Source organism: Streptomyces spectabilis, assembly GCF_008704795.1.
Classification (GTDB): domain Bacteria; phylum Actinomycetota; class Actinomycetes; order Streptomycetales; family Streptomycetaceae; genus Streptomyces; species Streptomyces spectabilis.
The window spans coordinates 2,776,277-2,798,232 of sequence record NZ_CP023690.1 but is presented as its reverse complement, the minus strand read 5'-3'; the positions used below and the strand labels follow the sequence as shown (position 1 = coordinate 2,798,232).

The window sequence follows — 21,956 nt, the reverse complement described above, 5'->3', positions numbered from 1 at the left end:
AAAGAGGGTGGATCGCGTGGACCGCTGCGTCGTCCTGGTGGACGCCGGGTATCTGCTGGGAGCCGCCGCGAGCCTCCTCGCGGGAGAGCCGTCCCGGTCCCGGATCACCGTTGACCACACCGCGCTCATCCAGGGCCTGCGCGAGCGCGCCGAGTCCGATACCGAGCGGCCCCTGCTGCGCATCTACTGGTTCGACGGCGCGCCCGACCGCGTGCCGCAGCCGGAGCACCGCAGGCTGCGCGTCATGCCGCGGGTGACCGTCCGCCTGGGCGCGCTGACCCGCAGCGACGGACGGTGGGCCCAGAAGGGCGTGGACGCCGCCATGCACGCCGAGCTGACGGAGCTGGCCCGCAACCGCGCCTGCTCCGACGTCGTGCTCGTCACCGGCGACGGCGATCTGCTGCCCGGCATGATGGCCGCCAAGGAGCACGGCGTCGCCGTCCACCTGTGGGCCGTCCAGGCCGCCGACGGCGACTACAACCAGTCCGAGGACCTCGTCGCCGAGGCCGACGAGCGGCGCGTCCTCGACCGCGTCTGGATCACCAAGGCCGTCCGGGCCAAGGAACTCGGCGGCGTCTGCGCGCCCCCGCCGGCGCCCCGGCCCGAGATCGCCGCGATCCTCTCCGCGCCGCTGCCCGAGTCCGCCCTCTCCGGCGCCCCTGCGGACTCCGCCGAGCAGCCCGCGGTCCAGCACGCGGCCGCCTCGCCGCGCGCCCAGGAGAACGGCGACCGGGCCGGCAAGGGCGTCCCCACCCCCAAGGACCTCGCCGCGCTCCGCGGCCCGGGACCGGTGCAGGCAGGCAAGGAGCACGCCAACGCCACCCTGCGCTGGTCGTCGGACAAGGGCTGGGTCGACCGCCCCGCCGCCCCTGCCGAGCCCGCCGAGGCCGCCGCGCTGCCCACGCTCGCCCAGCTCACCACGGCCGAGCAGCGCTGGGCCGACCGCGAGGAGGACATCACCACCGTCGGCGGCGACCCGTACGAGGTCGGGCAGGTCTTCGCGCGCCGCTGGATGGCGCGCCTGCCCGAGCAGCACAACCTGCAGAAGCTGTCCACGATGTACCCGCGCATCCCGCACCGCATCGACGGGGAACTGCTGCGGTACGCCGCCCGCTTCGGGCTGCTCGCCCACAAGGACGACCAGATCGACGAGCACGACCGCTATGCGATCCGTGCCGGATTCTGGCGGGAAATCGACGTTCGTACCGCCGCGGAGCACGTGCCTGCCGGGGAATGAGGGGCTGAGCGGGGCCCGGCGAGAGGGCTGGATAAGCACCCCGCAGGGGCTCGCGGCGCGCCCGGACGGACGCGTGAGGCCCGCCCCGCGCGCCCCGCCGCGCGGCCGACCCCGTACCCTCGTCCTTCGTGAGTACGCGCGCGGCACAGGCAGTCCGAGGGGGGCTCCGGCAGGGGCACGGCAGCGATGCCGTCTGCGTGGTGCGCGATCTGGTCAAGGTCTATCCCGCCGCCCGGGGCAGGCGCGGCAGGCCCGCCACGCCCGAGGTGCGCGCCAGCGACGGCGTCGACATCCGGGTGGGCCGCGGCGAGATCTTCGGGCTCCTCGGGCCCAACGGCGCCGGGAAGTCCACCCTCGTACGACAGCTCACCGGCCTCATGCGCCCCGACAGCGGCAGCGTCGAGGTCCTCGGCCACGACGTCGTGCGCCACCCCGAGCGGGCCGCGCGCCTGCTCGCCTACCTCGGCCAGGAGTCGACCGCGCTCGACGAGCTGACCGTCTCCCTCGCCGTCGAGACGACCGCGCGCCTGCGCGGCCTCGAAACGGCCCGCGCGCGGGCCCAGCGCGACGACGTCCTCGACGAGCTCGGGCTCACCGAGCTCGCCTCCCGGCCCCTGAAGAAGCTCTCGGGCGGCCAGCGCAGGCTCGCCTGCTTCGCCACCGCGCTCGTCGGCGAGCGGCAGCTGCTCGTGCTCGACGAGCCGACCACCGGCATGGACCCGGTGGCGCGGCGCGCGGTGTGGAGCGCGGTCGACCGGCGGCGCGCCGAGCGCGGCACGACCGTCCTGCTCGTCACCCACAACGTCATCGAGGCCGAGACCGTGCTCGACCGGGTCGCCGTGCTCGACCACGGCAAGGTCATCGCCTGCGACACGCCCACCGGTCTCAAGGAGAAGGTCGCGGGCGAGGTGCGGGTGGAGCTCGTGTGGCGGGAGCGGGCGCCCGTCGACGTCCCGGAGGTCGCCGCGCTGCGCTCGTCCGCCGTCGAGTCCGGGCGCCGCTGGACGCTGCGGCTCGCGCCGGAGGAGGCCAGGGCGGCCGTCGCGGCGGTCACGGGCGGCAGCGCCTTCGCCGCGCTCGACGACTTCACGCTGGCCACGCCCAGCCTGGAGGACGTGTATCTGGCCCTCGGCGGGCGCGGCGGGGACGGACTGGTGAAGGCGTGAGGGACCGAGCCGTGAAGCGTTGGGACGTCTGCAGGAAGGTTGTCCGTTGAGTGCCGTTCCCCTGGAGGCCGTGATCCGGGCCGAGGACGACCGCGCGGCGGCGGTGGACGTGGCGGCGCCGCTGGGCCCGCGGGCGCGGATGCTCCCCGCGCTCGCCGCGGTCTACCGCGCGCAGCTGTCGCGGGCGCGGGTCGCTCGCATCCCGCTGCTCTTCGTCGCCACCTTCCAGTCGGTCGGCATCATGATCCTCATGCGCGGGGTCGTGGACGGCGGCAGCGAGGCCCACGCGGTCGTGGCCGGCTCGTCCGTCCTCGTCGTGGCCTTCGTCGCGCTGAACCTGCTCGCCCAGTACTTCGGCCAGCTGCGCGGCGACGGCGGGCTCGACCACTACGCCACGCTGCCCGTGCCGCCCGCAGCCGTCGTGCTCGGCGCGGCCGCCGCGTACGCCTCCTTCACGGTGCCCGGCACCGTCGTCACGGCGGTCGTCGGCTGCGGGCTCTTCGGCCTGCCGCTGACGCACCTGTGGGTGCTCGCCGCGGTGATCCCGCTCGCGGGGGCCGCGCTCGCCGGGCTCGGCGCCGCCCTCGGGCTGCTCGCGCCCCGTCCGGAACTGGCCACGCTGCTCGGCCAGATGGGCATGTCGGCGGCGCTCCTGCTCGGCGTCCTCCCTGCCGAGCGGATGCCGGGCCTCCTGCAGTACGCGCGCGACCTGCTGCCGTCCACGTACGGCGTCGAGGCGCTCGCCCGCACCTTCCGCGGCGACCCCGACTGGGGCGTCGTGCTGCTCGACCTCGGGGTGTGCGCGGTGGTCGGCGTGGTCTCGCTCTCCGTCGCCACGTGGGCCTACCGGCGCGCGGCCGTGCGCTGACCGCGGCCCGCGTCCGTCCGGTGGCGCGGTTCTCAGGCAGAGCTGGCACCATGTGTGCGTGACCGCACCGCTGACACCCTCCCAACCGCCGCAGCCCGAGCCCGAGCACGATCCCTGGCAGGCGCCGCGGGCCTCCGCGCACGTGCCGGGGTCCGAGGCCGACACCCGGCACGAGGAGGGCGAGCCCGGCATGAAGCGTGAGATCGGGCAGGCCGCGGTGATCGCGGCCGCGGTGGCGGTCAGCGGCGTGCTGCTCGGACTGCTGTGGCTGTGGCTGGCGCCCCGGGTGCCGCTGATCGCCGACAAGCAGGCGGTCTACCTCAAGGACACCGAGGGGGAGCAGGCCATCGGGGTCGACGGAACGTTCACCCTGCTGGGGCTCGCGTTCGGCTTCGTCAGCGCGCTCGTCGTCTTCCTCGTACGGCGCCGGGGCGGCATCCCGCTCGTCGTCGGGCTCGCCGTCGGGGCGCTCCTCGGCGCGGTGCTCGCCTGGAAGGTGGGCGTGTGGGTCGGGCCCGACACGGATGTGGTGGCGCACGCCAAGTCCGTGGGGCGCGGGGTCGTGTTCGACGCGCCGATGGAGTTGAACGCGAAGGGGGTGCTGCTCGCGTGGCCCGTCGCCGCGATGATCGTGCACCTCGTGCTCACCGCGCTGTTCGGGCCCCGGGACCCGGAGCCGTTCTCTTCCTACGGGCCGGGCCAGGAGCGGGCCTGAGCCCTCGCGGTGCGCCCCGGCCCGCACCGGAGATTCAGCCCGTCCGGCGTTTGAGGACGAGGCGCGGAGCGCCGAAAACGGGGGTACGGGGGCGGAGCCCCCGGATCGTCAGGCCGGGCGGCGGCCGTGGTTCGACTTGGATTTCCTTACGCGCCACTTCCGCTTTCTCGTTTTCTTCGACATATGTGTGGTCCTAGTCGAGGAACGCGAGGGCGTCGAGGGGTCATTCACGCCCGATCGGCGCCAGGGTCGCCGAGGTGAGGGCGGCCAGATCGGCGGGGGAGAGCTCCACCTCGAGGCCCCGGCGGCCCGCCGAGACGCAGATCGTGGCGTGGGCCGAGGCCGAGTCGTCCAGGACCGTGCGGAGCTTCTTGCGCTGGCCCAGCGGGGAGATGCCGCCGCGCACGTACCCCGTGGTGCGCTCCGCCGCCGCCGGGTCCGCCATGACCGCGCGCTTGCCGGAGACCGCCGCCGCCAGGGCCTTGAGGTCGAGCGAGCCCGCGACCGGCACGACGGCCACCGTCAGCTCGCCGTCGACCTCGGCGACCAGGGTCTTGAAGACGCGCCCGGGGGACACGCCCATCGCCTCCGCGGCCTCGTCCCCGTACGAGGGGTGGGACGGGTCGTGGTCGTACGCGTGCAGGGTGAAGGCGACGCCCGCACCCGTGAGGGCCACCGTCGCCGGGGTGCCGCCCGTCTGGGACTTCTTCTGCTTCTTCGCCACTTCGCCCGCCCGTCGGATGCGTCTCGGGATACGTCAGTTGAGGCTCGTCGTGCCGCGCGTCAGGTCCGTCGCGGGCAACGACGGCAGATTACGGATGATCGCGGTCTCGCTGCGCAGCAAGGTCAGCTCGTCGCGCAGCCGGGACGCCGTGTCGGCGGCCTCCAGGAGGCGCTGCTTCGTGGGGGTGTCCAGGACCGCGGCCGCCGCGACCAGGTACGACACCACCGACGGGTCGTCCGGCAGCTCCGTGCCCGTGGACAGGGACCGCTCCCGGGCGCCCGCGAGGCGCTTCTGGTAGGAGCGGAAGGCTCTGAGCACGCCCTCGGCGAGGGCTCCGGCCTCGTCGCCGGGCTCCTCCGGGAGCGGTTCGAGCTCCGCCGTCAGATACGCGCCCGAGGCGTCCACCGAGCGCAGCCGCATCCGGGTGGTGCCGGTGGCGAGCACCTCGAAGCCGCCGTCCTCGCGCTCGCGGATGGTCGCCGCGTCCGCGACGCAGCCCACCGTGTGGAAGGCCCGCATCGGGTCGTCGCCGAAGCCCGCGGCGGGGCCCTGCTCGGGCCGGGTCGTGGGGTCGGGGAGGCCCGGCGCGCTCGGCGCCACCTCGCTGCCGTCGCGGATCGCCACGACGGCGAACTGCCGCTGCTCCTCGTCGGGAGACTTGAGCAGGTCGCGCATCATGGCGCGATATCGCTCCTCGAAGACGTTCAGGGGCAGCACGAGCCCCGGGAACAGCACCGAGTTGAGTGGGAACAGGGGGAGCCGGACGGTCGTCACGAGCCGAAAGCCTAACGGCCGTCGGTGACCTTGCCCTCCTCGCGCCCGCGCCGGGGCCGCAGCGGCGTGCGCGCGGCCACCTCGATGCGGACGCCGTCGCGCAGCTCCAGGAACTGCCCGAGCGGGTCGTCGGAGACGCGGTCCCAGGGGAAGGTGGTCGCGTACGGGCCGATCAGACGGAACTGGTCGAGGGCGTCCTGCCAGCGCTCCAGGCGGATGAGGACGTACGTGAGGAGGTTGCGCACCTCGGCCGGCCACGGGTCGGCGGGCGCGTACGAGGCCGAGAGCGCGACGGCCAGGTCCGCGGCCCGGTCCAGGCGCTCGCGCGGCAGCCGTCCGCCGCCGCCCGCGAGGTAGGCGAACGCGGCGCGCACCGGAAGGGCCTGTATCAGCGACCCGGGCAGCGCGTCCGCGGCGGCGCGCTCCGCGAAGTCGAAGCACTCGGTGTGCGAGCCGTACCAGTCCGCGGACAGGTACATCAGTGCCGAGGTGTGGCAGCCGTAGTGGTACGAGGAGCGGCGCACGGCCTGTCCCCACAGCTCCTCGAAGTCGGAGTGCGAGGCGTGGGTGCCGCGGGCGTGGTCGAGGGCCACGCGCCAGGGCACCGGGTCGCGCGGGTCGGCCTCGGCCGCGGCCGTGAGCAGCGGGCTGACCTCGCGGAGCAGTTCGGCGCGCGCGGGCGACTCCCAGCCGCGCACGACCGCGAGCTCGGCCTTGAGCAGCAGCGCGTCCGGGTCGTGCGGGGCGACGGTCAGCCAGTCGTCGAACCACTCGGTGCGGGAGCGGGCGAAGGCGGCGAGGCGGGTGGCGTACCGGTCGCGGTTCTCCCACTCGGCTGCCTCGCGGGTGGTGGCGAGCAGCTTGGCGGCCGGGCCGTAGTCGCCGCGGCCCGCGGCCACCAGGGCCGGGCCCAGGCGGTCGTCCGGCACGTCGAGCAGCACCTCGTCGGCGGCGGGGAGGCCGTCGGCGAGGTGGGGGGTGTGGCGGACCATGCGGGCGGTGCGGATGAGGGCGCGCAGCAGCGGCATGAGCGGTCCCCCTCTGGCGCCTGGGCGTTCTGGTGCGGTCGTTGAGTGTTGACGGACAGGGCGGGGGCTTGGTTGTGCGGGGCCGCATAACGGTTCGGCCGCGAATCCTTGCCCCTCGCGGTGCGCCCCAGGCCCGCCCCTTCCCGATCCGGGGGCTGCCGCCCCCGTACCCCCGCCTTTTCGGCGCTCCGCGCCTCGTCCTCAAACGCCGGACGGGCTGAATGTCTCCGGTGCGCGCCGGATCTCGTCCGCAGACCGCGGATCGGTGTGACCCGCAGAGGGGATCCCGCCCGCAGTGGCACGATCCAGCCCGTCCGGCGTTTGAGGACGAGCGCGCCAGCGCGACAAGGGGGCGGGCGAGTGGGGGAGAGGGAGCCGTCAGTTCCGGCGGAGCAGCCGGGTCGCGCCTGCCGCCACCGTCGTCGCCAGGACCCAGCCCGTCAGGATCAGGGCCGCCGCCAGCCACTGCCAGCCGCCGCGCAGTTGCCAGTAGCTGTCCTGGCCCAGGTTGATGACGGGCAGGAGCAGGTCGAGGGCGAACAGGGACGGGTTCCAGTCGGGGTGCTCGCCCTCCTTGAGGGGCGGGTGGTCGGCGCGGGAGAAGGCGATCGCGCTCGCCGCCCAGAGGATCGCCATCCACAGCGCGGCCCGGCCGGGGCGGTAGCCGTAGGCCACCGTCCAGTCCTGCGCGTACCCCCAGAGCTTGGCCGCGAGCGGCAGGGTCTCGCGGCGGCGGCGCTGCTTGGCGAGCAGGACCTCGCGGGCGTCGGCGTCCTCGCCGCCGTTGCGCAGGACGGCGGCGAGCTTCTCGTACGGCTCGGGGTTGTACTCGGCGGTGGCCGCGGCCACCCACTGGAGGCGCCGCGACAGCGGGAAGGCGCCCTGGGGGATCAGGTTCTCGTACGTGAAGCCGCCCATCTGGAGGGCGCCGGGGCCCGGCCAGCTCGTGGCCCGGTCCATCAGGTTGACGACGCGGGCGCCGGACAGGACCACCTTGCCGCGCTGCGGGGCCTCTCCGAGGAAGCGCAGCTCGGGCGTCTGCACCCGGCGCAGCGAGACCTCCTGGTCGTCCTTGAGGGTGAAGCGCGCCTGGCCGAAGTCCACCGCGTCGCCGAAGCGCCCGTCGTCGAGCCGGATGCCGCCCTCGCAGCTGAAGCGCTGGACGCGGGTCCCGCGCGCGGGCGTCGTGCCGCTGGTCTGCGGCGGATTGCCGACCCCCGCCGGGGTCAGGTACAGGGTGCGCTCGACGGTGAGCTGCGGGGCGTTCAGGGCGTAGCGGCCGTACGGGTTGGCCAGCAGGCTGCCGCGCAGGCTCAGGCTGACGCCGATCTTCGCGCCGCGCAGACGCAGCTCGCCGTGCGACTCCAGCATCTCCGCCTGGAGGTCCTGGCCGACGGTCATGCCGTCGCCCATCAGCGAGCGGGTGCGCCGGTCGCGGTAGACGACGGCCTGGTTGAGCAGCAGGTCCGTGCCGATGTGGGCGTCGGTCAGGCGTATGCCGTTGTGGATCCGGCAGCGCGGCAGATGCAGATCGCCCTCGGTGTGCAGCCGGGCGGCCTCCAGGCGCGGGATGGAGCAGTCGACCATGCGCAGCGTGGTGAAGCGGGCCTCGGGCAGGAGGACCTCCTTCTCGAAGCGGCAGCCCTTCAGCTCCGTGTACGGCACCACCGTGCCGCCCGCCAGGTCCAGGACGTCGGTGATCTGCACGCCGGTGAGCTTCAGGGACGACACCCGGCCCGCGAGCGCGGGCGGCCCGTCGAGCAGCAGCCAGGCCACGATGCGGGCCCGCACGCTGCGCCCGGGGCCCCAGGGGTGGGCGCCGTGCGGGTCGTCGACGGTGGCGTTGCCCGCCCTCAGGTCGTACACCGTGCCGTTGCGGAACGCCTGCCACATCCCGATCTCCGCGGCGGTGAGGCCGTCCGGCGGGTCCCCGATGCCGGTGTCGTCGACCACTGGTGCCGTCCTCCCGTGGATGCTCTGGTGCGTCCGTGTCTCGTACAACTGTTCATGCCCGCTCCGTGACCGGCTGAACGCTAGTGGTGAACGGGGTCTCCCGGGAATTCGGGTCGGTCGCCCCCGGGCGCCGCCCAGACATTCGGAATGAAGGGCTCCGCCGATGGGCGTCCCGCCGCCGGGTCCTGGCCCGGCGCGTATCAGTCACTGATACGGCCGACCGGCCGCCCGCGGCCGTCTGCGAGAATTGGCCATGTGATCTCTCGAATCGATCTGCGCAGCGAGTCCCTCACGGAGTTTCCGTCGGGTTCCGCTCTGCGCGCCCTGCTGCCCCGTGCCGACTTCGACGTCGCGGCCGCCCTGGAGAAGGTGCGACCGATCTGCGAAGACGTGCATCATCGCGGCGACGCGGCGCTGATCGAGTACGCGGAGAAGTTCGACGGCGTGCGGCTCGACCGGGTCCGGGTGCCCGCCGAGGCGCTCACCGAGGCCCTGGCAGGGCTCGACCCGGACGTGCGCGCCGCCCTGGAGGAGTCCATCCGCCGCGCCCGCACCGTCCACCGCGCCCAGCGCCGCGCCCCGCACACCACCCAGGTCGTGCCCGGCGGCTCCGTCACCGAGAAGTGGGTGCCGGTCGAGCGCGTCGGCCTGTACGCCCCGGGCGGCCGGTCCGTCTACCCGTCCTCCGTGATCATGAACGCGGTGCCCGCGCAGGAGGCCGGGGTCGCGTCCATGGCGCTCGCCTCGCCGCCGCAGAAGGAGCACGGCGGACTGCCGCACCCGACGATCCTCGCCGCCTGCGCGCTCCTCGGCATCGACGAGGTGTACGCCGTCGGCGGCGCCCAGGCCGTCGCGATGTTCGCGTACGGCACCGAGTCCTGCGCCTCCGCCAACATGGTCACGGGGCCCGGCAACATCTGGGTCGCCGCCGCCAAGCGGTACTTCACGGGCCGCATCGGCATCGACACCGAAGCGGGCCCGACGGAGATCGCGGTCCTCGCCGACGACACCGCGGACCCGGTGCACATCGCGTCCGACTTGATCAGCCAGGCCGAGCACGACCCGCTCGCGGCCGCCGTCCTGGTCACGGACTCGGTGGCGCTCGCCGACTCGGTCGTCAAGGAGCTGGAGCCGCAGGTCGCCGCCACCAAGCACGTCGAGGACCGGATCGTGCCCGCCCTGACCGGCCGGCAGTCCGCGGTCGTGCTCGTGGACGGCCTGGAGGAGGGCCTGCGCGTCGTCGACGCGTACGGCGCCGAGCACCTGGAGATCCAGACCGCCGACGCCCCCGCCGTCGCGGACCGGGTGAAGAACGCGGGCGCGATCTTCGTCGGCCCGTGGGCGCCCGTCTCGCTCGGCGACTACTGCGCGGGCTCCAACCACGTGCTGCCCACCGGCGGCTGCGCCTGCCACTCCTCGGGCCTGTCCGTCCAGTCCTTCCTGCGCGGCATCCACATCGTGGACTACTCCCGCGACGCCCTCGCCGAGGTCGCGCACCACGTGGTGACGCTCGCGGAGGCGGAGGACCTGCCCGCGCACGGCGCCGCCGTGAAGGCCAGGTTCGGCTGGAAGGTGCCGGGCCAGTGACGCGGATCGACGACCTCCCCGTACGGGACGAACTGCGCGGCAAGTCCCCGTACGGCGCCCCGCAGCTGGACGTACCCGTCCGGCTCAACACCAACGAGAATCCGTACCCGCTGCCCGAGCCCCTCGTCGAGCGCATCGCCGAGCGCGTCCGCGAGGCCGCGCGCGGTCTGAACCGCTACCCCGACCGGGACGCGGTCGAGCTGCGCACCCGGCTCGCCGCCTATCTGACCCGCACCGGCGGCCACGAGGTCACCCGCGCCCAGGTCTGGGCGGCCAACGGCTCGAACGAGATCATCCAGCAGCTGCTCCAGACGTTCGGCGGTCCGGGCCGCACCGCCATCGGCTTCGAGCCCTCGTACTCGATGCACGCCCTGATCGCGCGCGGCACCGGCACCGGCTGGATCTCCGGACCGCGCGAGGACGACTACACGATCGACGTCGAGGCCGCCGCCACGGCGATCGCCGAGAACGCGCCGGACGTCGTCTTCATCACGACCCCCAACAACCCCACGGGCAACGCCGTGCCCCGCGAGGCCGTCGTCGCCCTGTACGACGCCGCCCAGGCCGCCAAGCCGTCCATGGTCGTCGTCGACGAGGCGTACGTGGAGTTCAGCCACGGCGAGTCGCTGCTTCCGCTGCTCGAAGGACGGCCGCACCTGGTGGTCTCGCGCACCATGTCCAAGGCGTTCGGCGCCGCGGGCCTGCGCCTGGGCTATCTGGCCGCCGCCCCGGCGGTCGTGGACGCCGTCCAGCTGGTGCGCCTGCCGTACCACCTGTCGGCCGTCACCCAGGCCACCGCGCTCGCCGCCCTGGAGCACACGGACACCCTCCTCGGGTACGTCGAGCAGCTCAAGGCCGAGCGTGACCGCCTCGTCACCGGACTGCGGGACCTCGGCTTCGAAGTGACGGAGTCGGACGCGAACTTCGTCCAGTTCGGGCGGTTCGCCGACGCCCACGACGCCTGGCGGCGGATCCTCGACCAGGGGGTCCTCGTCCGGGACAACGGCGTGCCCGGCATGCTCCGGGTGACCGCGGGAACCCCCGCCGAAAACGACGCGTTCCTCGATGCGGTGCGCGCACTCAAGAAGGAGCAGGGAGCATGAGCCGCGTAGGCCGTGTCGAAAGGACCACCAAGGAGACCTCCGTCGTCGTCGAGATAGACCTCGACGGCACCGGAAAGGTCGACGTGTCGACCGGGGTCGGCTTCTACGACCACATGCTCGACCAGCTCGGCCGCCACGGCCTGTTCGACCTCACGGTCAAGACCGAGGGCGACCTGCACATCGACACCCACCACACCATCGAGGACACCGCCCTCGCGCTCGGCGCCGCCTTCAAGCAGGCACTCGGCGACAAGGTGGGGATCTACCGCTTCGGCAACTGCACGGTGCCGCTGGACGAGTCCCTCGCCCAGGTCACCGTCGACCTGAGCGGCCGCCCGTACCTGGTCCACACGGAGCCCGAGAACCTGGCCCCGATGATCGGCTCGTACGACACGACGATGACCCGGCACATCTTCGAGTCCTTCGTCGCCCAGGCGCAGATCGCCCTGCACATCCACGTGCCGTACGGGCGCAACGCCCACCACGTCGTCGAGTGCCAGTTCAAGGCCCTCGCGCGAGCGCTGCGGTACGCCAGCGAGCGCGACCCGCGCGCCGCCGGCATCCTCCCCTCCACCAAGGGAGCGCTGTAACCGCATGAACGGCATCTCCACCATGCTGCTCTTCGTCGGGCTCTTCCTGCTCGGCGGCGTCTACTCCTTCGTCAAGCAGAAGCAGTCCAAGAGCCTGATCACGCTGCTCTCCATCGGCGCCGGTATGTGCCTGCTCGCGGGCATCGTCCGCCTGGAGGTGTGGAATTGACCTCCGCGGCACCCTCCAAGAAGGTCGTCGTCCTCGACTACGGCTTCGGGAACGTGCGCTCCGCCGAGCGCGCCCTCGCCCGCACGGGCGCCGACGTCGAGATCACCCGTGACTACGACACGGCCATGAACGCCGACGGCCTCCTGGTGCCGGGCGTGGGCGCCTTCGACGCCTGCATGCGGGGCCTGCGGTCCGTGCGCGGCGACTGGATCGTCGGCCGCCGCCTGTCCGGCGGCCGCCCCGTCATGGGCATCTGCGTCGGCATGCAGATCCTCTTCGCGCACGGCATCGAGCACGGCGTCGAGACCGAGGGCCTGGACGAGTGGCCCGGCACCGTCGAGCCCCTGAAGGCCGACGTCGTGCCCCACATGGGCTGGAACACGGTCGAAGCCCCCGAGGGCTCCGAGCTGTTCCGGGGCCTGGACGCCGACGAGCGCTACTACTTCGTGCACTCCTACGCCGTCCACGACTGGTCCCTGGAGATCGCGAACCCCGCCATGCGCGCCCCCAAGGTCGCCTGGGCCACCCACGGCTCGCCCTTCGTGGCGGCCGTCGAGAACGGCGCCCTGTGGGCCACGCAGTTCCACCCCGAGAAGTCCGGCGACGCCGGAGCGCAGCTGCTGAAGAACTGGATCGGAACCCTCTGATGGCCCCTGTCACGGCCCCGAAGCTCGAACTCCTCCCCGCCGTCGACGTCCGCGACGGCCAGGCCGTCCGCCTCGTGCACGGCGAGTCCGGCACGGAGACCTCGTACGGCTCCCCGCTGGAGGCCGCCCTCGCCTGGCAGCGCGCGGGCGCCGAGTGGCTGCACCTGGTCGACCTGGACGCCGCCTTCGGCACCGGCGACAACCGCGCCCTGATCGCCGAGGTCGCGGGCGCCATGGACATCAAGGTCGAGCTCTCCGGCGGCATCCGCGACGACGACACCCTCGCCGCCGCCCTCGCCACCGGCTGCACCCGTGTGAACCTCGGCACGGCCGCCCTGGAGACCCCCGAGTGGGTCGCCAAGGTCATCGCCGAGCACGGCGACAAGATCGCCGTCGGCCTCGACGTGCGCGGCACCACGCTGCGCGGCCGCGGCTGGACCCGCGACGGCGGCGACCTGTACGAGACCCTGGAGCGCCTCAACGCCGAGGGCTGCGCGCGCTACGTGGTCACCGACATCGCCAAGGACGGCACGCTCCAGGGCCCGAACCTGGAGCTCCTGCGCACCGTCTGCGCGGCCACCGACCGCCCGGTCGTCGCCTCCGGCGGCGTCTCCTCCCTGGACGACCTGCGGGCGATCGCCGAGCTCGTGCCGCAGGGCGTGGAGGGCTCCATCGTCGGCAAGGCCCTGTACGCGAAGGCGTTCACCCTCGAAGAGGCCCTGGAGGCCGTGTCCCGATGAGCGGCGTACGGCGCGTGCAGTCCGGCAGTCCCTGGGAGGACGCCTTCGGTTTCGCACGCGCCGTCGCGGCGGGCGACCGGGTCCTGGTCGGCGGGACGACGTCCTTCCGGGGCGACGTCCTGCACGGCGAGGGCGACCCCTACGAGCAGGCCCGGGTGGCCTTCACGAGCGCCCTGGAGGCGCTCGCGGAGTTCGGCCTCGGCGCCGACTCCGTCATCCGCACCCGCATGTACCTGACCCACGCGCGGGACGTCGACGACGTGGGCCGGGCCCACCGGGAGTTCTTCGACTCCGTGCGCCCGGTCACCACCCTCGTGGTCGTGTCCGGCTTCGTCGACCCGCGCATCCTGGTCGAAGTAGAACTCGAAGCATTCCGAGAAGTCCCTCAAGGAGCACCATCGTGACGCTCGCCGTCCGAGTCATCCCCTGCCTGGACGTCGACAACGGCCGGGTCGTCAAGGGCGTCAACTTCCAGAACCTGCGCGACGCGGGCGACCCCGTCGAGATGGCGAAGGTCTACGACGCCGAGGGCGCCGACGAGCTGACCTTCCTGGACATCACCGCCTCCTCCGGCAACCGCGAGACCACCTACGACGTGGTCCGCCGCACCGCCGAGCAGGTCTTCATCCCGCTCACGGTCGGCGGCGGCGTGCGCACCGCCGAGGACGTCGACAAGCTGCTGCGCGCGGGCGCCGACAAGGTCGGCGTGAACACCGCCGCGATCGCCCGGCCCGACCTGATCCGCGAGATCGCCGAGCGCTTCGGCCGCCAGGTCCTCGTCCTGTCGGTGGACGCCCGCCGCACGGACTCGGGGTCCTTCGAGGTCACCACCCACGGCGGCCGGAAGTCCGCCGGGATCGACGCCGTCGAGTGGGCCCACCGGGCCGCCGAGCTCGGCGCGGGCGAGATCCTGCTCAACTCGATGGACGCGGACGGCACGAAGGACGGCTACGACATCGAGATGATCGAGGCCGTCCGCAAGCACGTCACCGTGCCCGTCATCGCCTCCGGCGGAGCGGGCCGCCTCGACCACTTCCCGCCCGCCGTCGCCGCGGGCGCCGACGCGGTCCTGGCCGCGTCCGTCTTCCACTTCGGGGACCTGCGGATCGGCGAGGTCAAGGAGACCCTGCGGGAGGCGGGGCACCCGGTGCGCTGACCGGCCGGACGCCCCGCCGCGCGGCGGGGCTAGAGGCCCAGCTGCTTCGTCTCGTGGAGCTTGGCCACGGCCTCCTTGTCGCCCGCCAGCTCCACGTCGGCGACCTCCTGGCGGCCGTAGACGAACATCAGCAGCTCGCCGGGCTCCCCGGTGGCCGTGACCACCGGGGTGCCGCGGTGGGCCACCGCCGTCTGGCCGTCGGGGCGGCGAAGCACCAGGCCCACCGGCGCCTTGCGGCCGATCATGCGGGCCGTGCGCTCGAGCCGGGCCCACAGGGCGTCGGCGAAGACGGGGTCGAGCTCGCGCGGCGTCCAGCCGGGCTCGGCACGGCGCACGTCCTCGGTGTGGACGTAGAACTCGACGGCGTTCGCGGCCTCGTCGACCTGCTTCAGATTGAAGGGCGAGAACCGGGGCGGCCCCGTGCGGATGAGCTGGATCAGCTCCTCGTACGGCTTCGCGGCGAACTCGGCCTGCACCCGCTCGAGCCGGGACGCGAGCTGCTTGATCAGGATTCCGCCCGCGGCGTCCGCACGCCGCTCGCGCACCACCACGTGCGCGGCGAGATCTCGGGTGCTCCAGCCCTCGCACAGGGTCGGTGCGTCCGGTCCCGCCGCCTCCAGGAGGTCCGCGAGGAGGAGCCGTTCACGCTTGGCATGGGTCGACATGGCAGCCAGCGTACGACCGCGCGCGCGGTCCGCACAGTGGACCTCCGCGGGGCGCGCCGCCCGGGCGCGGCACAATGTCCGGCATGAGCAGCACGCCCGCACCCAGCAGCCTCGACCCCGCCATCGCCGCCCGCCTCAAGCGCGGCGCCGACGGGCTCTTCCCCGCCGTCGCCCAGCAGTACGACACCGGTGAGGTGCTGATGCTCGGCTGGATGGACGACGAGGCGCTGCACCGCACCCTGACCACCGGACGCTGCACCTACTGGTCGCGCAGCCGCCAGGAGTACTGGGTCAAGGGGGACACCTCCGGGCACGTCCAGCACGTGAAGTCCGTCGCCCTCGACTGCGACGCCGACACCGTCCTCGTCAAGGTCGACCAGGTCGGGGCCGCCTGCCACACGGGCACCCGCACCTGCTTCGACACCGACGTGCTCCCCCTCGGCCAGTAGGGTCGCCCCCATGGATCTTGAGACCTTCCGCAAGCTCGCGGCCGACCGCCGAGTGATCCCCGTCAGCCGCAGGCTCCTCGCCGACGGCGACACCCCGGTCGGGCTCTACCGCAAGCTCGCCGCCGAGCGCCCCGGCACCTTCCTCCTGGAGTCCGCGGAGAACGGCCGCGCCGACTTCCTCTGGTCTCGCTACTCCTTCGTCGGCGTGCGCAGCGCCGCCGCCCTGACCGTGCGGGGCGGCGAGGCCCACTGGCTGGGCACCCCGCCCGTCGGCGTGCCCACGTCCGGCGACCCGCTCGCCGCGCTGCGCGCCACCGTCGCCGCCCTGCACACCCCGCGCGACCTCACCGGCGCCGAGGGCCTGCCGCCCTTCACCGGCGGCATGGTCGGCTACCTCGGCTACGACATCGTGCGCCGCCTGGAGAAGATCGGCCCCGGAGAGGTCGACGACCTCGGGCTTCCCGAGCTCACCATGCTGCTGACCAGCGACCTCGCCGTACTCGACCACTGGGACGGCTCGGTCCTGCTGATCGCCAACGCGATCAACCACAACGACCTCGACACCGGCGTCGACGAGGCCCACGCCGACGCCGTGGCCCGGCTTGACGCCATGGAGGCCGATCTGTCGCGGCCGGTCGCCCAGCCCCCGGCCGCCCTGCCGCCCTCCGCGCTGCCGGAGTTCACCGCCCGCTGGGGCGGCCCCGACTACCAAGCTGCCGTCGAGGACATCAAGGAGCGCATCCGCGCGGGCGAGGCCTTCCAGGTCGTGCCCTCGCAGCGGTTCGAGACCCCGTGCCGCGCGAGCGCGCTCGACGTCTACCGGGTGCTGCGGGCCACCAACCCGTCGCCGTACATGTACCTGTTCCGCTTCGACGGGTTCGACGTCGTCGGCTCCAGCCCCGAGGCCCTGGTCAAGGTCGAGGACGGGCGCGCCATGGTGCACCCCATCGCGGGCACACGGCCGCGCGGCGCCACGCCCAAGGAGGACCAGGAGCTCGCCGAGGAACTCCTCGCCGACCCCAAGGAGCGCGCCGAGCACCTGATGCTCGTCGACCTCGGCCGCAACGACCTCGGGCGCGTCTGCGAGCCGGGCTCCGTCGAGGTCGTGGACTTCATGTCCATCGAGAAGTACTCGCACGTCATGCACATCGTCTCGACGGTCACCGGCCGCGTCGCCGAGGGCCGCACCGCGTTCGACGTGCTCACCGCCTGCTTCCCCGCGGGCACCCTCTCCGGCGCCCCCAAGCCCCGCGCGATGCAGATCATCGACGAGCTCGAACCCGCGCGCCGCGGCCTGTACGGCGGCTGCGTCGGCTACCTCGACTTCGCGGGCGACTCCGACACCGCCATCGCCATCCGCACCGCGCTCCTTCGCGACGGCACCGCCTACGTCCAGGCCGGGGCCGGGGTCGTCGCCGACTCCGACCCCGTCGCCGAGGACACCGAGTGCCGCAACAAGGCCGCCGCCGTGCTCCGCGCCATCCATACCGCGAACCGGCTGCACACCACAGCGAGCCGTGAGGGATAGTGGACGGGTGACTTCTGCCCTCCCGACGCCCCGTACCGAGGACGCGCCCCAGGCCGCCGCGAGCCGTACCGCACGCGGCGGCGGCCGCCGCAGCCTCGCCGCCGCCCTGCTGCTCGGCGCCGCGGGCGCGGCCCTCGCGCTGCTCGCCTCCCGGCAGTCCTGGGCGCACGGTTCCACGGCCGTCGCGGGCGGCGACTTCCCGCTGACCGCCAAGGGCAGCGACGTCACGGGCGTGCCCGCCGCGCTCGCGATAGTCGGCCTGGCCGCGCTCGTCGCGGTCTTCGCCGTCCGCCGCGCGGGCCGGGTGCTCGTGTCGGCGCTGCTCGCCCTCAGCGGCGTCGGCATCGTCGTCGCGGCGCTGCTCGGCGCGAGCGACCGCGCGGCGCTCGACGACAAGGCAGCGACCGCCTCCGGCGACGCCGCCGCCGAGGTCGCCGGGCTCAGCCACACCGGCTGGCCGTACGCGGCCGTCGCCGCCGGCGTCCTCATCCTGGCCGCGGGGCTGCTCGCCCTGGTCCGCGGCAGCGCCTGGCCCGCGATGTCCGGCCGCTACGAGCGCGACGGCGCCCCGCGGCCGCGCGCCCGCCGAGCCCCCGACCCCGACCGCCCCGAGGACCTGTGGAAGGCCATCGACCGGGGCGAGGACCCGACACAGGCGCCCTAGACACGCCGCCGACCTGCCGGGACACCCCGGCACCGGGCACGATCCCGCGTACGGGACAATGGACAGAGCGTTCAACACGCGCACAGCCACAGCTAACGAGGAGCAAGTCATGGCGGGACATGGCCACGGACACACCCCGGCCGCCTGGACCGGTGTCATCATCGCCTTCATCGGTTTCTGCGTCGCGGGTGCCTTCATGGTGATGGCGAAGCCCGTCGGCTTCTGGGCCGGCATGGCGATCATCCTCGCGGGCGGCGTCGTCGGCTTCGCGATGCGCCTGGCCGGCCTCGGCCAGAAGCCGCACCAGCACCAGGTGGCCCGCGCCGAGGGCTGACCGCACGCGTACGCCGACGGGGCGGCCGGGACACACGTCCGGCCGCCCCGTCGGCGCACCGGCCGGGTGCCCCGGCGCCGCACGGGGGAGAATGCCCGGGTGAGTGCCGAACAGGAGACCGCCGTGCCCGCGGGCGCGGGCCCCGCGCTGCGCCGCCTCGCCGTGCCGCTCGGCGTGCTCGGCTCCGTCGTCGCCGCCTTCGCGTACGTCGGAGCCGTCGACCCGAACGAGCCGGGGCACTACCCGACCTGCCCGCTGCTCTACTTCACGGGCGTCTACTGCCCCGGCTGCGGCGGTCTGCGCAGCGCGCACGCGGTCAGCCACGGCGACCTCGCCGCGGCCCTCGGCGCCAACGCCGTCGCCGTCGCCGGCTACGGCCTCTTCGCCGTCCTGTGGGTCCTGTGGGCCGTCCGGGCGGTGCGCGGCAGGCCCGCCAGGATCGAGCTCGGCCGGGCCCAGCTGTGGGCCGTCGGCACCGTCCTCGCGCTCTTCACCCTCGTACGGAATCTGCCGTTCGGGTCCTGGCTGCACCCCTAGCGGCCCCGAGAGGCCGCCCCGGAACCGGCGTAGAGTCCAGGTAGTGGGAGCCTCGTCAACCGGATGCGAGTACTACGCCGTGCTGCGGATACCATCGCAGTGACCATCGGAAAGCAGGGAAGGGGGCCGCTCGCGTGAGTGTGCTCGACGAGATCATCGACGGAGTCCGTGCCGACCTCGCACAGCGGCAGGCGCGCGTCAGCCTCGACGAGCTCAAGGAGCGCGTGGCGAAGGCCCCGGCGGCCAAGGACGGCGCGGCCGCGCTGCGCGGTGAGGGCGTCAAGGTCATCTGCGAGGTCAAGCGCTCCAGCCCCTCCAAGGGCGCGCTCGCCGCGATCGCGGACCCGGCGGGCCTCGCCGCCGACTACGAGGCGGGCGGCGCCGCCGTCATCTCCGTGCTCACCGAGGAGCGCCGCTTCGGCGGCTCGCTCGCCGACCTGGAGGCCGTGCGCGCCAAGGTCGACATCCCGGTGCTCCGCAAGGACTTCATCGTCACCTCGTACCAGCTGTGGGAGGCCCGCGCGTACGGCGCCGACCTCGCCCTGCTGATCGTCGCGGCCCTGGACCAGCCCGCTCTGGAGTCGCTGATCGAGCGCGCCGAGTCCATCGGCCTCACCCCGATCGTGGAGGTCCACGACGAGGACGAGGCCGAGCGCGCCCTCGACGCGGGCGCCCGCGTCATCGGGGTGAACGCGCGCGACCTGAAGACCCTCAAGGTCGACCGCGCCACGTTCGAGCGCGTCGCGCCCGAGCTGCCCGACTCCGTGGTGAAGATCGCCGAGTCCGGCGTGCGCGGACCGCACGACCTCATCGCCTACGCGAACGCGGGCGCCGACGCGGTGCTCGTGGGCGAGTCCCTCGTCACCGGCCGCGACCCGAAGGCCGCCGTGTCCGACCTGGTCGCCGCGGGGGCCCACCCGGCCCTGCGGCACGGCCGGAGCTGACGCTCCCCATGTCCGCCGACCGCCTCGCCGCCACGCGCGACCCGTACGCCCGCCTCGCCCGCGGGTGCCGGCCGCGCGGCTGCCGGGCGCCGGCGCGACGGGTGCACGGGCGGCGCGTGCGGTACGTCATCGGGGACGAGCCCGGGCAGGTGAACGGGATGCGATGGCGCCCTCGCGGCGCGCGTCCCTGACCTCGCACGAGTCCGGCACCGCCGGACCGGTTCGGCTGCGCGCAGACGGTTACCCACGTTCGCTCACGCACGACAACGAGGTACCCACACATGCCCAGCGAGTTCTTCATTCCCGACCCGGACGGCCAAGTCCCCAGCGCTGAAGGCTACTTCGGCGCGTTCGGCGGCAAGTTCATCCCGGAGGCCCTGGTCGCGGCGGTCGACGAGGTTGCGGTCGAGTTCGAGAAGGCGAAGGCCGACCCCGCGTTCGCCCGGGAGCTCGACGACCTGCTCGTGAACTACACGGGCCGCCCCAGCGCCCTCACCGAGGTGCCGAGGTTCGCCGAGCACGCCGGTGGCGCCCGCGTCTTCCTGAAGCGGGAGGACCTCAACCACACCGGCTCCCACAAGATCAACAATGTGCTCGGGCAGGCCCTGCTCACCCGGCGGATGGGCAAGACCCGGGTGATCGCCGAGACCGGGGCGGGCCAGCACGGCGTCGCCACGGCGACGGCCTGCGCGCTGTTCGGCCTGGACTGCACCATCTACATGGGCGAGATCGACACCCAGCGCCAGGCGCTGAACGTCGCCCGCATGCGCATGCTCGGCGCCGAGGTCATCGCCGTGAAGTCCGGCAGCCGCACGCTGAAGGACGCGATCAACGAGGCCTTCCGCGACTGGGTCGCCAATGTGGACCGCACCCACTACCTCTTCGGGACCGTGGCCGGGCCGCACCCCTTCCCCGCCATGGTGCGGGACTTCCACCGCGTCATCGGGGTCGAGGCCAGGCGGCAGATCCTGGAGCGCGCCGGGCGCCTGCCCGACGCCGCGATCGCCTGCGTCGGCGGCGGCTCCAACGCCATCGGCCTCTTCCACGCCTTCATCCCGGACGCGGAGGTCCGCCTCATCGGCTGCGAGCCCGCGGGCCACGGCGTCGAGACCGGCGAGCACGCGGCCACCCTGACCGCGGGCGAGCCGGGCATCCTGCACGGTTCGCGGTCCTACGTCCTGCAGGACGAGGAGGGCCAGATCACCGAGCCGTACTCCATCTCGGCGGGGCTCGACTACCCGGGCATCGGCCCGGAGCACGCCTTCCTCAAGGACAGCGGCCGCGGCGAGTACCGCGCCGTCACCGACGACGCCGCGATGCGGGCCCTGCGCCTGCTCTCCCGCAGCGAAGGGATCATCCCGGCGATCGAGAGCGCCCACGCGCTCGCCGGGGCCCTGGAGGTCGGCAAGGAGCTGGGGCCCGAGGGCCTGCTCGTGGTCAACCTCTCCGGACGCGGCGACAAGGACATGGACACGGCCGCCCGGTACTTCGGCCTGTACGACGGCGACGACGCTGCCAAGGGGGACTCCCAGTGAGCGGGAACATCAGGCTGCTGAACGACACCCTCGCCGCCGCCGAGGACGAGGGCCGCTCAGCCCTCATCGCGTATCTGCCCGCCGGCTTCCCGACCGTCGACGGCGGCATCGAGGCGGTCAAGGCCGCCTTCGCGGGCGGCGCGGACGTCGTGGAAGTGGGGCTCCCGCACAGCGACCCCGTCCTCGACGGGCCCGTCATCCAGACCGCCGACGACATCGCCCTGCGCGGCGGCGTCAGGATCGCGGACGTGCTGCGCACGGTCCGCGAGGCCCACGCCGCGACGGGCAAGCCGGTCCTCGTCATGACGTATTGGAACCCCATCGACCGCTACGGCGTGGAGCGCTTCACCGCCGAGCTCGCCGAGGCCGGCGGCGCGGGCTGCATCCTGCCCGACCTGCCCGTCCAGGAGTCGGCGCTGTGGCGCGAGCACGCGGCCAAGCACGATCTGGCCACCGTCTTCGTCGTCGCCCCGAGCAGCAAGGACCAGCGGCTCAGGGAGATCACGGCGGCGGGCTCCGGCTTCGTGTACGCCGCCTCGCTGATGGGGGTCACCGGCACCCGCGTCTCGGTCGGCGAGCAGGCCGCGGACCTCGTCCGGCGCACCCGCGCCACCACCGACCTGCCGGTCTGTGTCGGCCTCGGCGTCTCGAACGCCGAGCAGGCGGCCGAGGTCGCGGGCTTCGCCGACGGCGTCATCGTCGGCTCGGCGTTCGTCCAGCGGATGCTGGACGCCGCGGACGAGGCCGCGGGCCTGGCAGCGGTGCGTGACCTCGCGGGCGAGCTGGCCCGGGGCGTGCGCAAGGGCTCGTCGCACGGACGGTAGCTCGTACGGGTGGACCTGG

At 73.6% G+C, this 21,956-nt stretch carries 27 protein-coding genes; 21 read left to right on the top strand and 6 right to left on the bottom strand.

What is annotated here, in order from left to right:
• The first annotated feature begins 16 nt into the window (after positions 1-16).
• The 4 genes from CP982_RS12070 to CP982_RS12055 all read left to right on the top strand — a co-directional run bounded on the left by CP982_RS12070 (position 17) and on the right by CP982_RS12055 (position 3,986).
• The gene (locus CP982_RS12070) at positions 17-1,237 is read left to right on the top strand and encodes an NYN domain-containing protein (protein WP_150510524.1); all 1,221 of its coding nucleotides are present in this window, start codon (positions 17-19) and stop codon (positions 1,235-1,237) included.
• Between the two features lie 128 nt (positions 1,238-1,365).
• Positions 1,366-2,403 carry an ABC transporter ATP-binding protein gene (locus CP982_RS12065; protein WP_372503351.1) on the top strand — a complete coding sequence of 346 codons (1,038 nt, stop codon included), beginning with the start codon at positions 1,366-1,368 and terminating at the stop codon, positions 2,401-2,403.
• A 46-nt stretch (positions 2,404-2,449) separates the two neighbouring features.
• Positions 2,450-3,271, top strand: coding sequence for an ABC transporter permease (locus tag CP982_RS12060; RefSeq protein WP_150510523.1), 822 nt, complete (start codon positions 2,450-2,452; stop codon positions 3,269-3,271).
• 58 nt (positions 3,272-3,329) lie between these two features.
• Positions 3,330-3,986, top strand: coding sequence for a DUF2567 domain-containing protein (locus tag CP982_RS12055; RefSeq protein ID WP_150510522.1), 657 nt, complete (start codon positions 3,330-3,332; stop codon positions 3,984-3,986).
• Positions 3,987-4,094: 108 nt separating this feature from the next.
• On the opposite strand, the gene CP982_RS43330 is transcribed toward CP982_RS12055, so the two are convergent.
• The 5 genes from CP982_RS43330 to CP982_RS12035 form a co-directional block, all read right to left on the bottom strand.
• Positions 4,095-4,169, bottom strand: coding sequence for a hypothetical protein (locus CP982_RS43330; RefSeq protein WP_467095488.1), 75 nt, complete (start codon positions 4,167-4,169; stop codon positions 4,095-4,097).
• 40 nt (positions 4,170-4,209) lie between these two features.
• Positions 4,210-4,710, bottom strand: a complete 501-nt coding sequence (gene ybaK, locus CP982_RS12050) for a Cys-tRNA(Pro) deacylase (RefSeq protein WP_150510521.1) — start codon at positions 4,708-4,710, stop codon at positions 4,210-4,212.
• Between the two features lie 33 nt (positions 4,711-4,743).
• Entirely contained in the window at positions 4,744-5,484 is a 741-nt protein-coding gene (locus CP982_RS12045) for an LON peptidase substrate-binding domain-containing protein (RefSeq protein ID WP_150510520.1), read from the bottom strand.
• An 11-nt stretch (positions 5,485-5,495) separates the two neighbouring features.
• Complete coding sequence (locus CP982_RS12040; protein ID WP_150510519.1) at positions 5,496-6,512, bottom strand: hypothetical protein; 1,017 nt, start codon at positions 6,510-6,512, stop codon at positions 5,496-5,498.
• 378 nt (positions 6,513-6,890) lie between these two features.
• A complete protein-coding gene (locus CP982_RS12035) occupies positions 6,891-8,405 on the bottom strand; it encodes an oxidoreductase (RefSeq protein ID WP_221514882.1) in 1,515 nt (504 codons plus the stop codon).
• A 315-nt stretch (positions 8,406-8,720) separates the two neighbouring features.
• On the opposite strand from CP982_RS12035, the gene hisD reads away from it, so the two are divergent.
• Genes hisD through hisF form a run of 8 tightly spaced genes read left to right on the top strand, consistent with a single transcriptional unit; the run spans position 8,721 to position 14,457 of the window.
• Positions 8,721-10,052 (top strand): histidinol dehydrogenase, encoded by a 1,332-nt coding sequence (gene hisD / locus CP982_RS12030; RefSeq protein WP_150510517.1) that lies wholly within the window; start codon positions 8,721-8,723, stop codon positions 10,050-10,052.
• Positions 10,049-11,155, top strand: coding sequence for a histidinol-phosphate transaminase (locus tag CP982_RS12025; RefSeq protein WP_150510516.1), 1,107 nt, complete (start codon positions 10,049-10,051; stop codon positions 11,153-11,155). The genes hisD and CP982_RS12025 overlap by 4 nt, the downstream gene beginning before the upstream one ends.
• Positions 11,152-11,745: an imidazoleglycerol-phosphate dehydratase HisB gene (gene hisB, locus CP982_RS12020; protein WP_150510515.1), complete on the top strand. Its 594-nt coding sequence runs from the start codon at positions 11,152-11,154 to the stop codon at positions 11,743-11,745. The genes CP982_RS12025 and hisB overlap by 4 nt, the downstream gene beginning before the upstream one ends.
• A 4-nt stretch (positions 11,746-11,749) precedes the next feature.
• Entirely contained in the window at positions 11,750-11,914 is a 165-nt protein-coding gene (locus tag CP982_RS41660) for a hypothetical protein (RefSeq protein WP_030683755.1), read from the top strand.
• Entirely contained in the window at positions 11,905-12,561 is a 657-nt protein-coding gene (hisH, locus tag CP982_RS12015) for an imidazole glycerol phosphate synthase subunit HisH (RefSeq protein WP_150510514.1), read from the top strand. Before CP982_RS41660 ends, hisH begins: the two co-directional genes overlap by 10 nt.
• The gene (gene priA, locus CP982_RS12010; RefSeq protein WP_150510513.1) at positions 12,561-13,301 is read left to right on the top strand and encodes a bifunctional 1-(5-phosphoribosyl)-5-((5-phosphoribosylamino)methylideneamino)imidazole-4-carboxamide isomerase/phosphoribosylanthranilate isomerase PriA; all 741 of its coding nucleotides are present in this window, start codon (positions 12,561-12,563) and stop codon (positions 13,299-13,301) included. Before hisH ends, priA begins: the two co-directional genes overlap by 1 nt.
• Entirely contained in the window at positions 13,298-13,705 is a 408-nt protein-coding gene (locus CP982_RS12005) for a RidA family protein (RefSeq protein WP_150510512.1), read from the top strand. The genes priA and CP982_RS12005 overlap by 4 nt, the downstream gene beginning before the upstream one ends.
• Entirely contained in the window at positions 13,702-14,457 is a 756-nt protein-coding gene (gene hisF / locus CP982_RS12000) for an imidazole glycerol phosphate synthase subunit HisF (protein ID WP_150510511.1), read from the top strand. The genes CP982_RS12005 and hisF overlap by 4 nt, the downstream gene beginning before the upstream one ends.
• A gap of 29 nt (positions 14,458-14,486) precedes the next feature.
• On the opposite strand, the gene CP982_RS11995 is transcribed toward hisF, so the two are convergent.
• Positions 14,487-15,122 (bottom strand): TIGR03085 family metal-binding protein, encoded by a 636-nt coding sequence (locus tag CP982_RS11995; RefSeq protein WP_150510510.1) that lies wholly within the window; start codon positions 15,120-15,122, stop codon positions 14,487-14,489.
• A gap of 83 nt (positions 15,123-15,205) precedes the next feature.
• Between CP982_RS11995 and hisI the strand changes: the two genes are divergently transcribed.
• The 9 genes from hisI to trpA all read left to right on the top strand — a co-directional run bounded on the left by hisI (position 15,206) and on the right by trpA (position 21,937).
• Positions 15,206-15,571 (top strand): phosphoribosyl-AMP cyclohydrolase, encoded by a 366-nt coding sequence (gene hisI / locus CP982_RS11990; RefSeq protein ID WP_150510509.1) that lies wholly within the window; start codon positions 15,206-15,208, stop codon positions 15,569-15,571.
• A 10-nt stretch (positions 15,572-15,581) separates the two neighbouring features.
• On the top strand, positions 15,582-17,099 hold the full coding sequence (locus tag CP982_RS11985; protein WP_150510508.1) for an anthranilate synthase component I: 1,518 nt from the start codon (positions 15,582-15,584) through the stop codon (positions 17,097-17,099).
• A gap of 7 nt (positions 17,100-17,106) precedes the next feature.
• Positions 17,107-17,763, top strand: a complete 657-nt coding sequence (locus CP982_RS11980; protein WP_150510507.1) for a TIGR02234 family membrane protein — start codon at positions 17,107-17,109, stop codon at positions 17,761-17,763.
• Positions 17,764-17,872: 109 nt separating this feature from the next.
• Positions 17,873-18,097 carry an HGxxPAAW family protein gene (locus CP982_RS11975; RefSeq protein WP_150510506.1) on the top strand — a complete coding sequence of 75 codons (225 nt, stop codon included), beginning with the start codon at positions 17,873-17,875 and terminating at the stop codon, positions 18,095-18,097.
• Positions 18,098-18,196: 99 nt separating this feature from the next.
• The gene (locus CP982_RS11970) at positions 18,197-18,634 is read left to right on the top strand and encodes a DUF2752 domain-containing protein (RefSeq protein ID WP_150510505.1); all 438 of its coding nucleotides are present in this window, start codon (positions 18,197-18,199) and stop codon (positions 18,632-18,634) included.
• Between the two features lie 134 nt (positions 18,635-18,768).
• Entirely contained in the window at positions 18,769-19,578 is an 810-nt protein-coding gene (gene trpC / locus CP982_RS11965; protein WP_150510504.1) for an indole-3-glycerol phosphate synthase TrpC, read from the top strand.
• A gap of 8 nt (positions 19,579-19,586) precedes the next feature.
• Entirely contained in the window at positions 19,587-19,769 is a 183-nt protein-coding gene (gene trpM / locus CP982_RS42480; RefSeq protein ID WP_150510503.1) for a tryptophan biosynthesis modulator TrpM, read from the top strand.
• A gap of 90 nt (positions 19,770-19,859) precedes the next feature.
• Positions 19,860-21,113, top strand: a complete 1,254-nt coding sequence (trpB, locus tag CP982_RS11955; RefSeq protein ID WP_150510502.1) for a tryptophan synthase subunit beta — start codon at positions 19,860-19,862, stop codon at positions 21,111-21,113.
• Entirely contained in the window at positions 21,110-21,937 is an 828-nt protein-coding gene (gene trpA, locus CP982_RS11950) for a tryptophan synthase subunit alpha (protein WP_150510501.1), read from the top strand. Before trpB ends, trpA begins: the two co-directional genes overlap by 4 nt.
• The last annotated feature ends 19 nt before the right edge of the window (positions 21,938-21,956 follow it).

Bases quoted from the DNA above. Each gene is read 5' to 3' on its own strand.
- CP982_RS12005 (WP_150510512.1), top strand. From the start codon at position 13,298: ATGAGCGGCGTACGGCGCGTGCAGTCCGGCAGTCCCTGGGAGGACGCC.
- trpM (WP_150510503.1), top strand. From the start codon at position 19,587: ATGTCCGCCGACCGCCTCGCCGCCACGCGCGACCCGTACGCCCGCCTC.
- CP982_RS41660 (WP_030683755.1), top strand. From the start codon at position 11,750: ATGAACGGCATCTCCACCATGCTGCTCTTCGTCGGGCTCTTCCTGCTC.
- hisB (WP_150510515.1), top strand. From the start codon at position 11,152: ATGAGCCGCGTAGGCCGTGTCGAAAGGACCACCAAGGAGACCTCCGTC.
- CP982_RS11985 (WP_150510508.1), top strand. From the start codon at position 15,582: ATGGATCTTGAGACCTTCCGCAAGCTCGCGGCCGACCGCCGAGTGATC.
- CP982_RS12040 (WP_150510519.1), bottom strand. From the start codon at position 6,512: ATGCCGCTGCTGCGCGCCCTCATCCGCACCGCCCGCATGGTCCGCCAC.
- trpB (WP_150510502.1), top strand. From the start codon at position 19,860: ATGCCCAGCGAGTTCTTCATTCCCGACCCGGACGGCCAAGTCCCCAGC.
- CP982_RS12035 (WP_221514882.1), bottom strand. From the start codon at position 8,405: ATGTGGCAGGCGTTCCGCAACGGCACGGTGTACGACCTGAGGGCGGGC.
- CP982_RS11975 (WP_150510506.1), top strand. From the start codon at position 17,873: ATGGCGGGACATGGCCACGGACACACCCCGGCCGCCTGGACCGGTGTC.
- CP982_RS11995 (WP_150510510.1), bottom strand. From the start codon at position 15,122: ATGTCGACCCATGCCAAGCGTGAACGGCTCCTCCTCGCGGACCTCCTG.
- priA (WP_150510513.1), top strand. From the start codon at position 12,561: ATGGCCCCTGTCACGGCCCCGAAGCTCGAACTCCTCCCCGCCGTCGAC.
- hisI (WP_150510509.1), top strand. From the start codon at position 15,206: ATGAGCAGCACGCCCGCACCCAGCAGCCTCGACCCCGCCATCGCCGCC.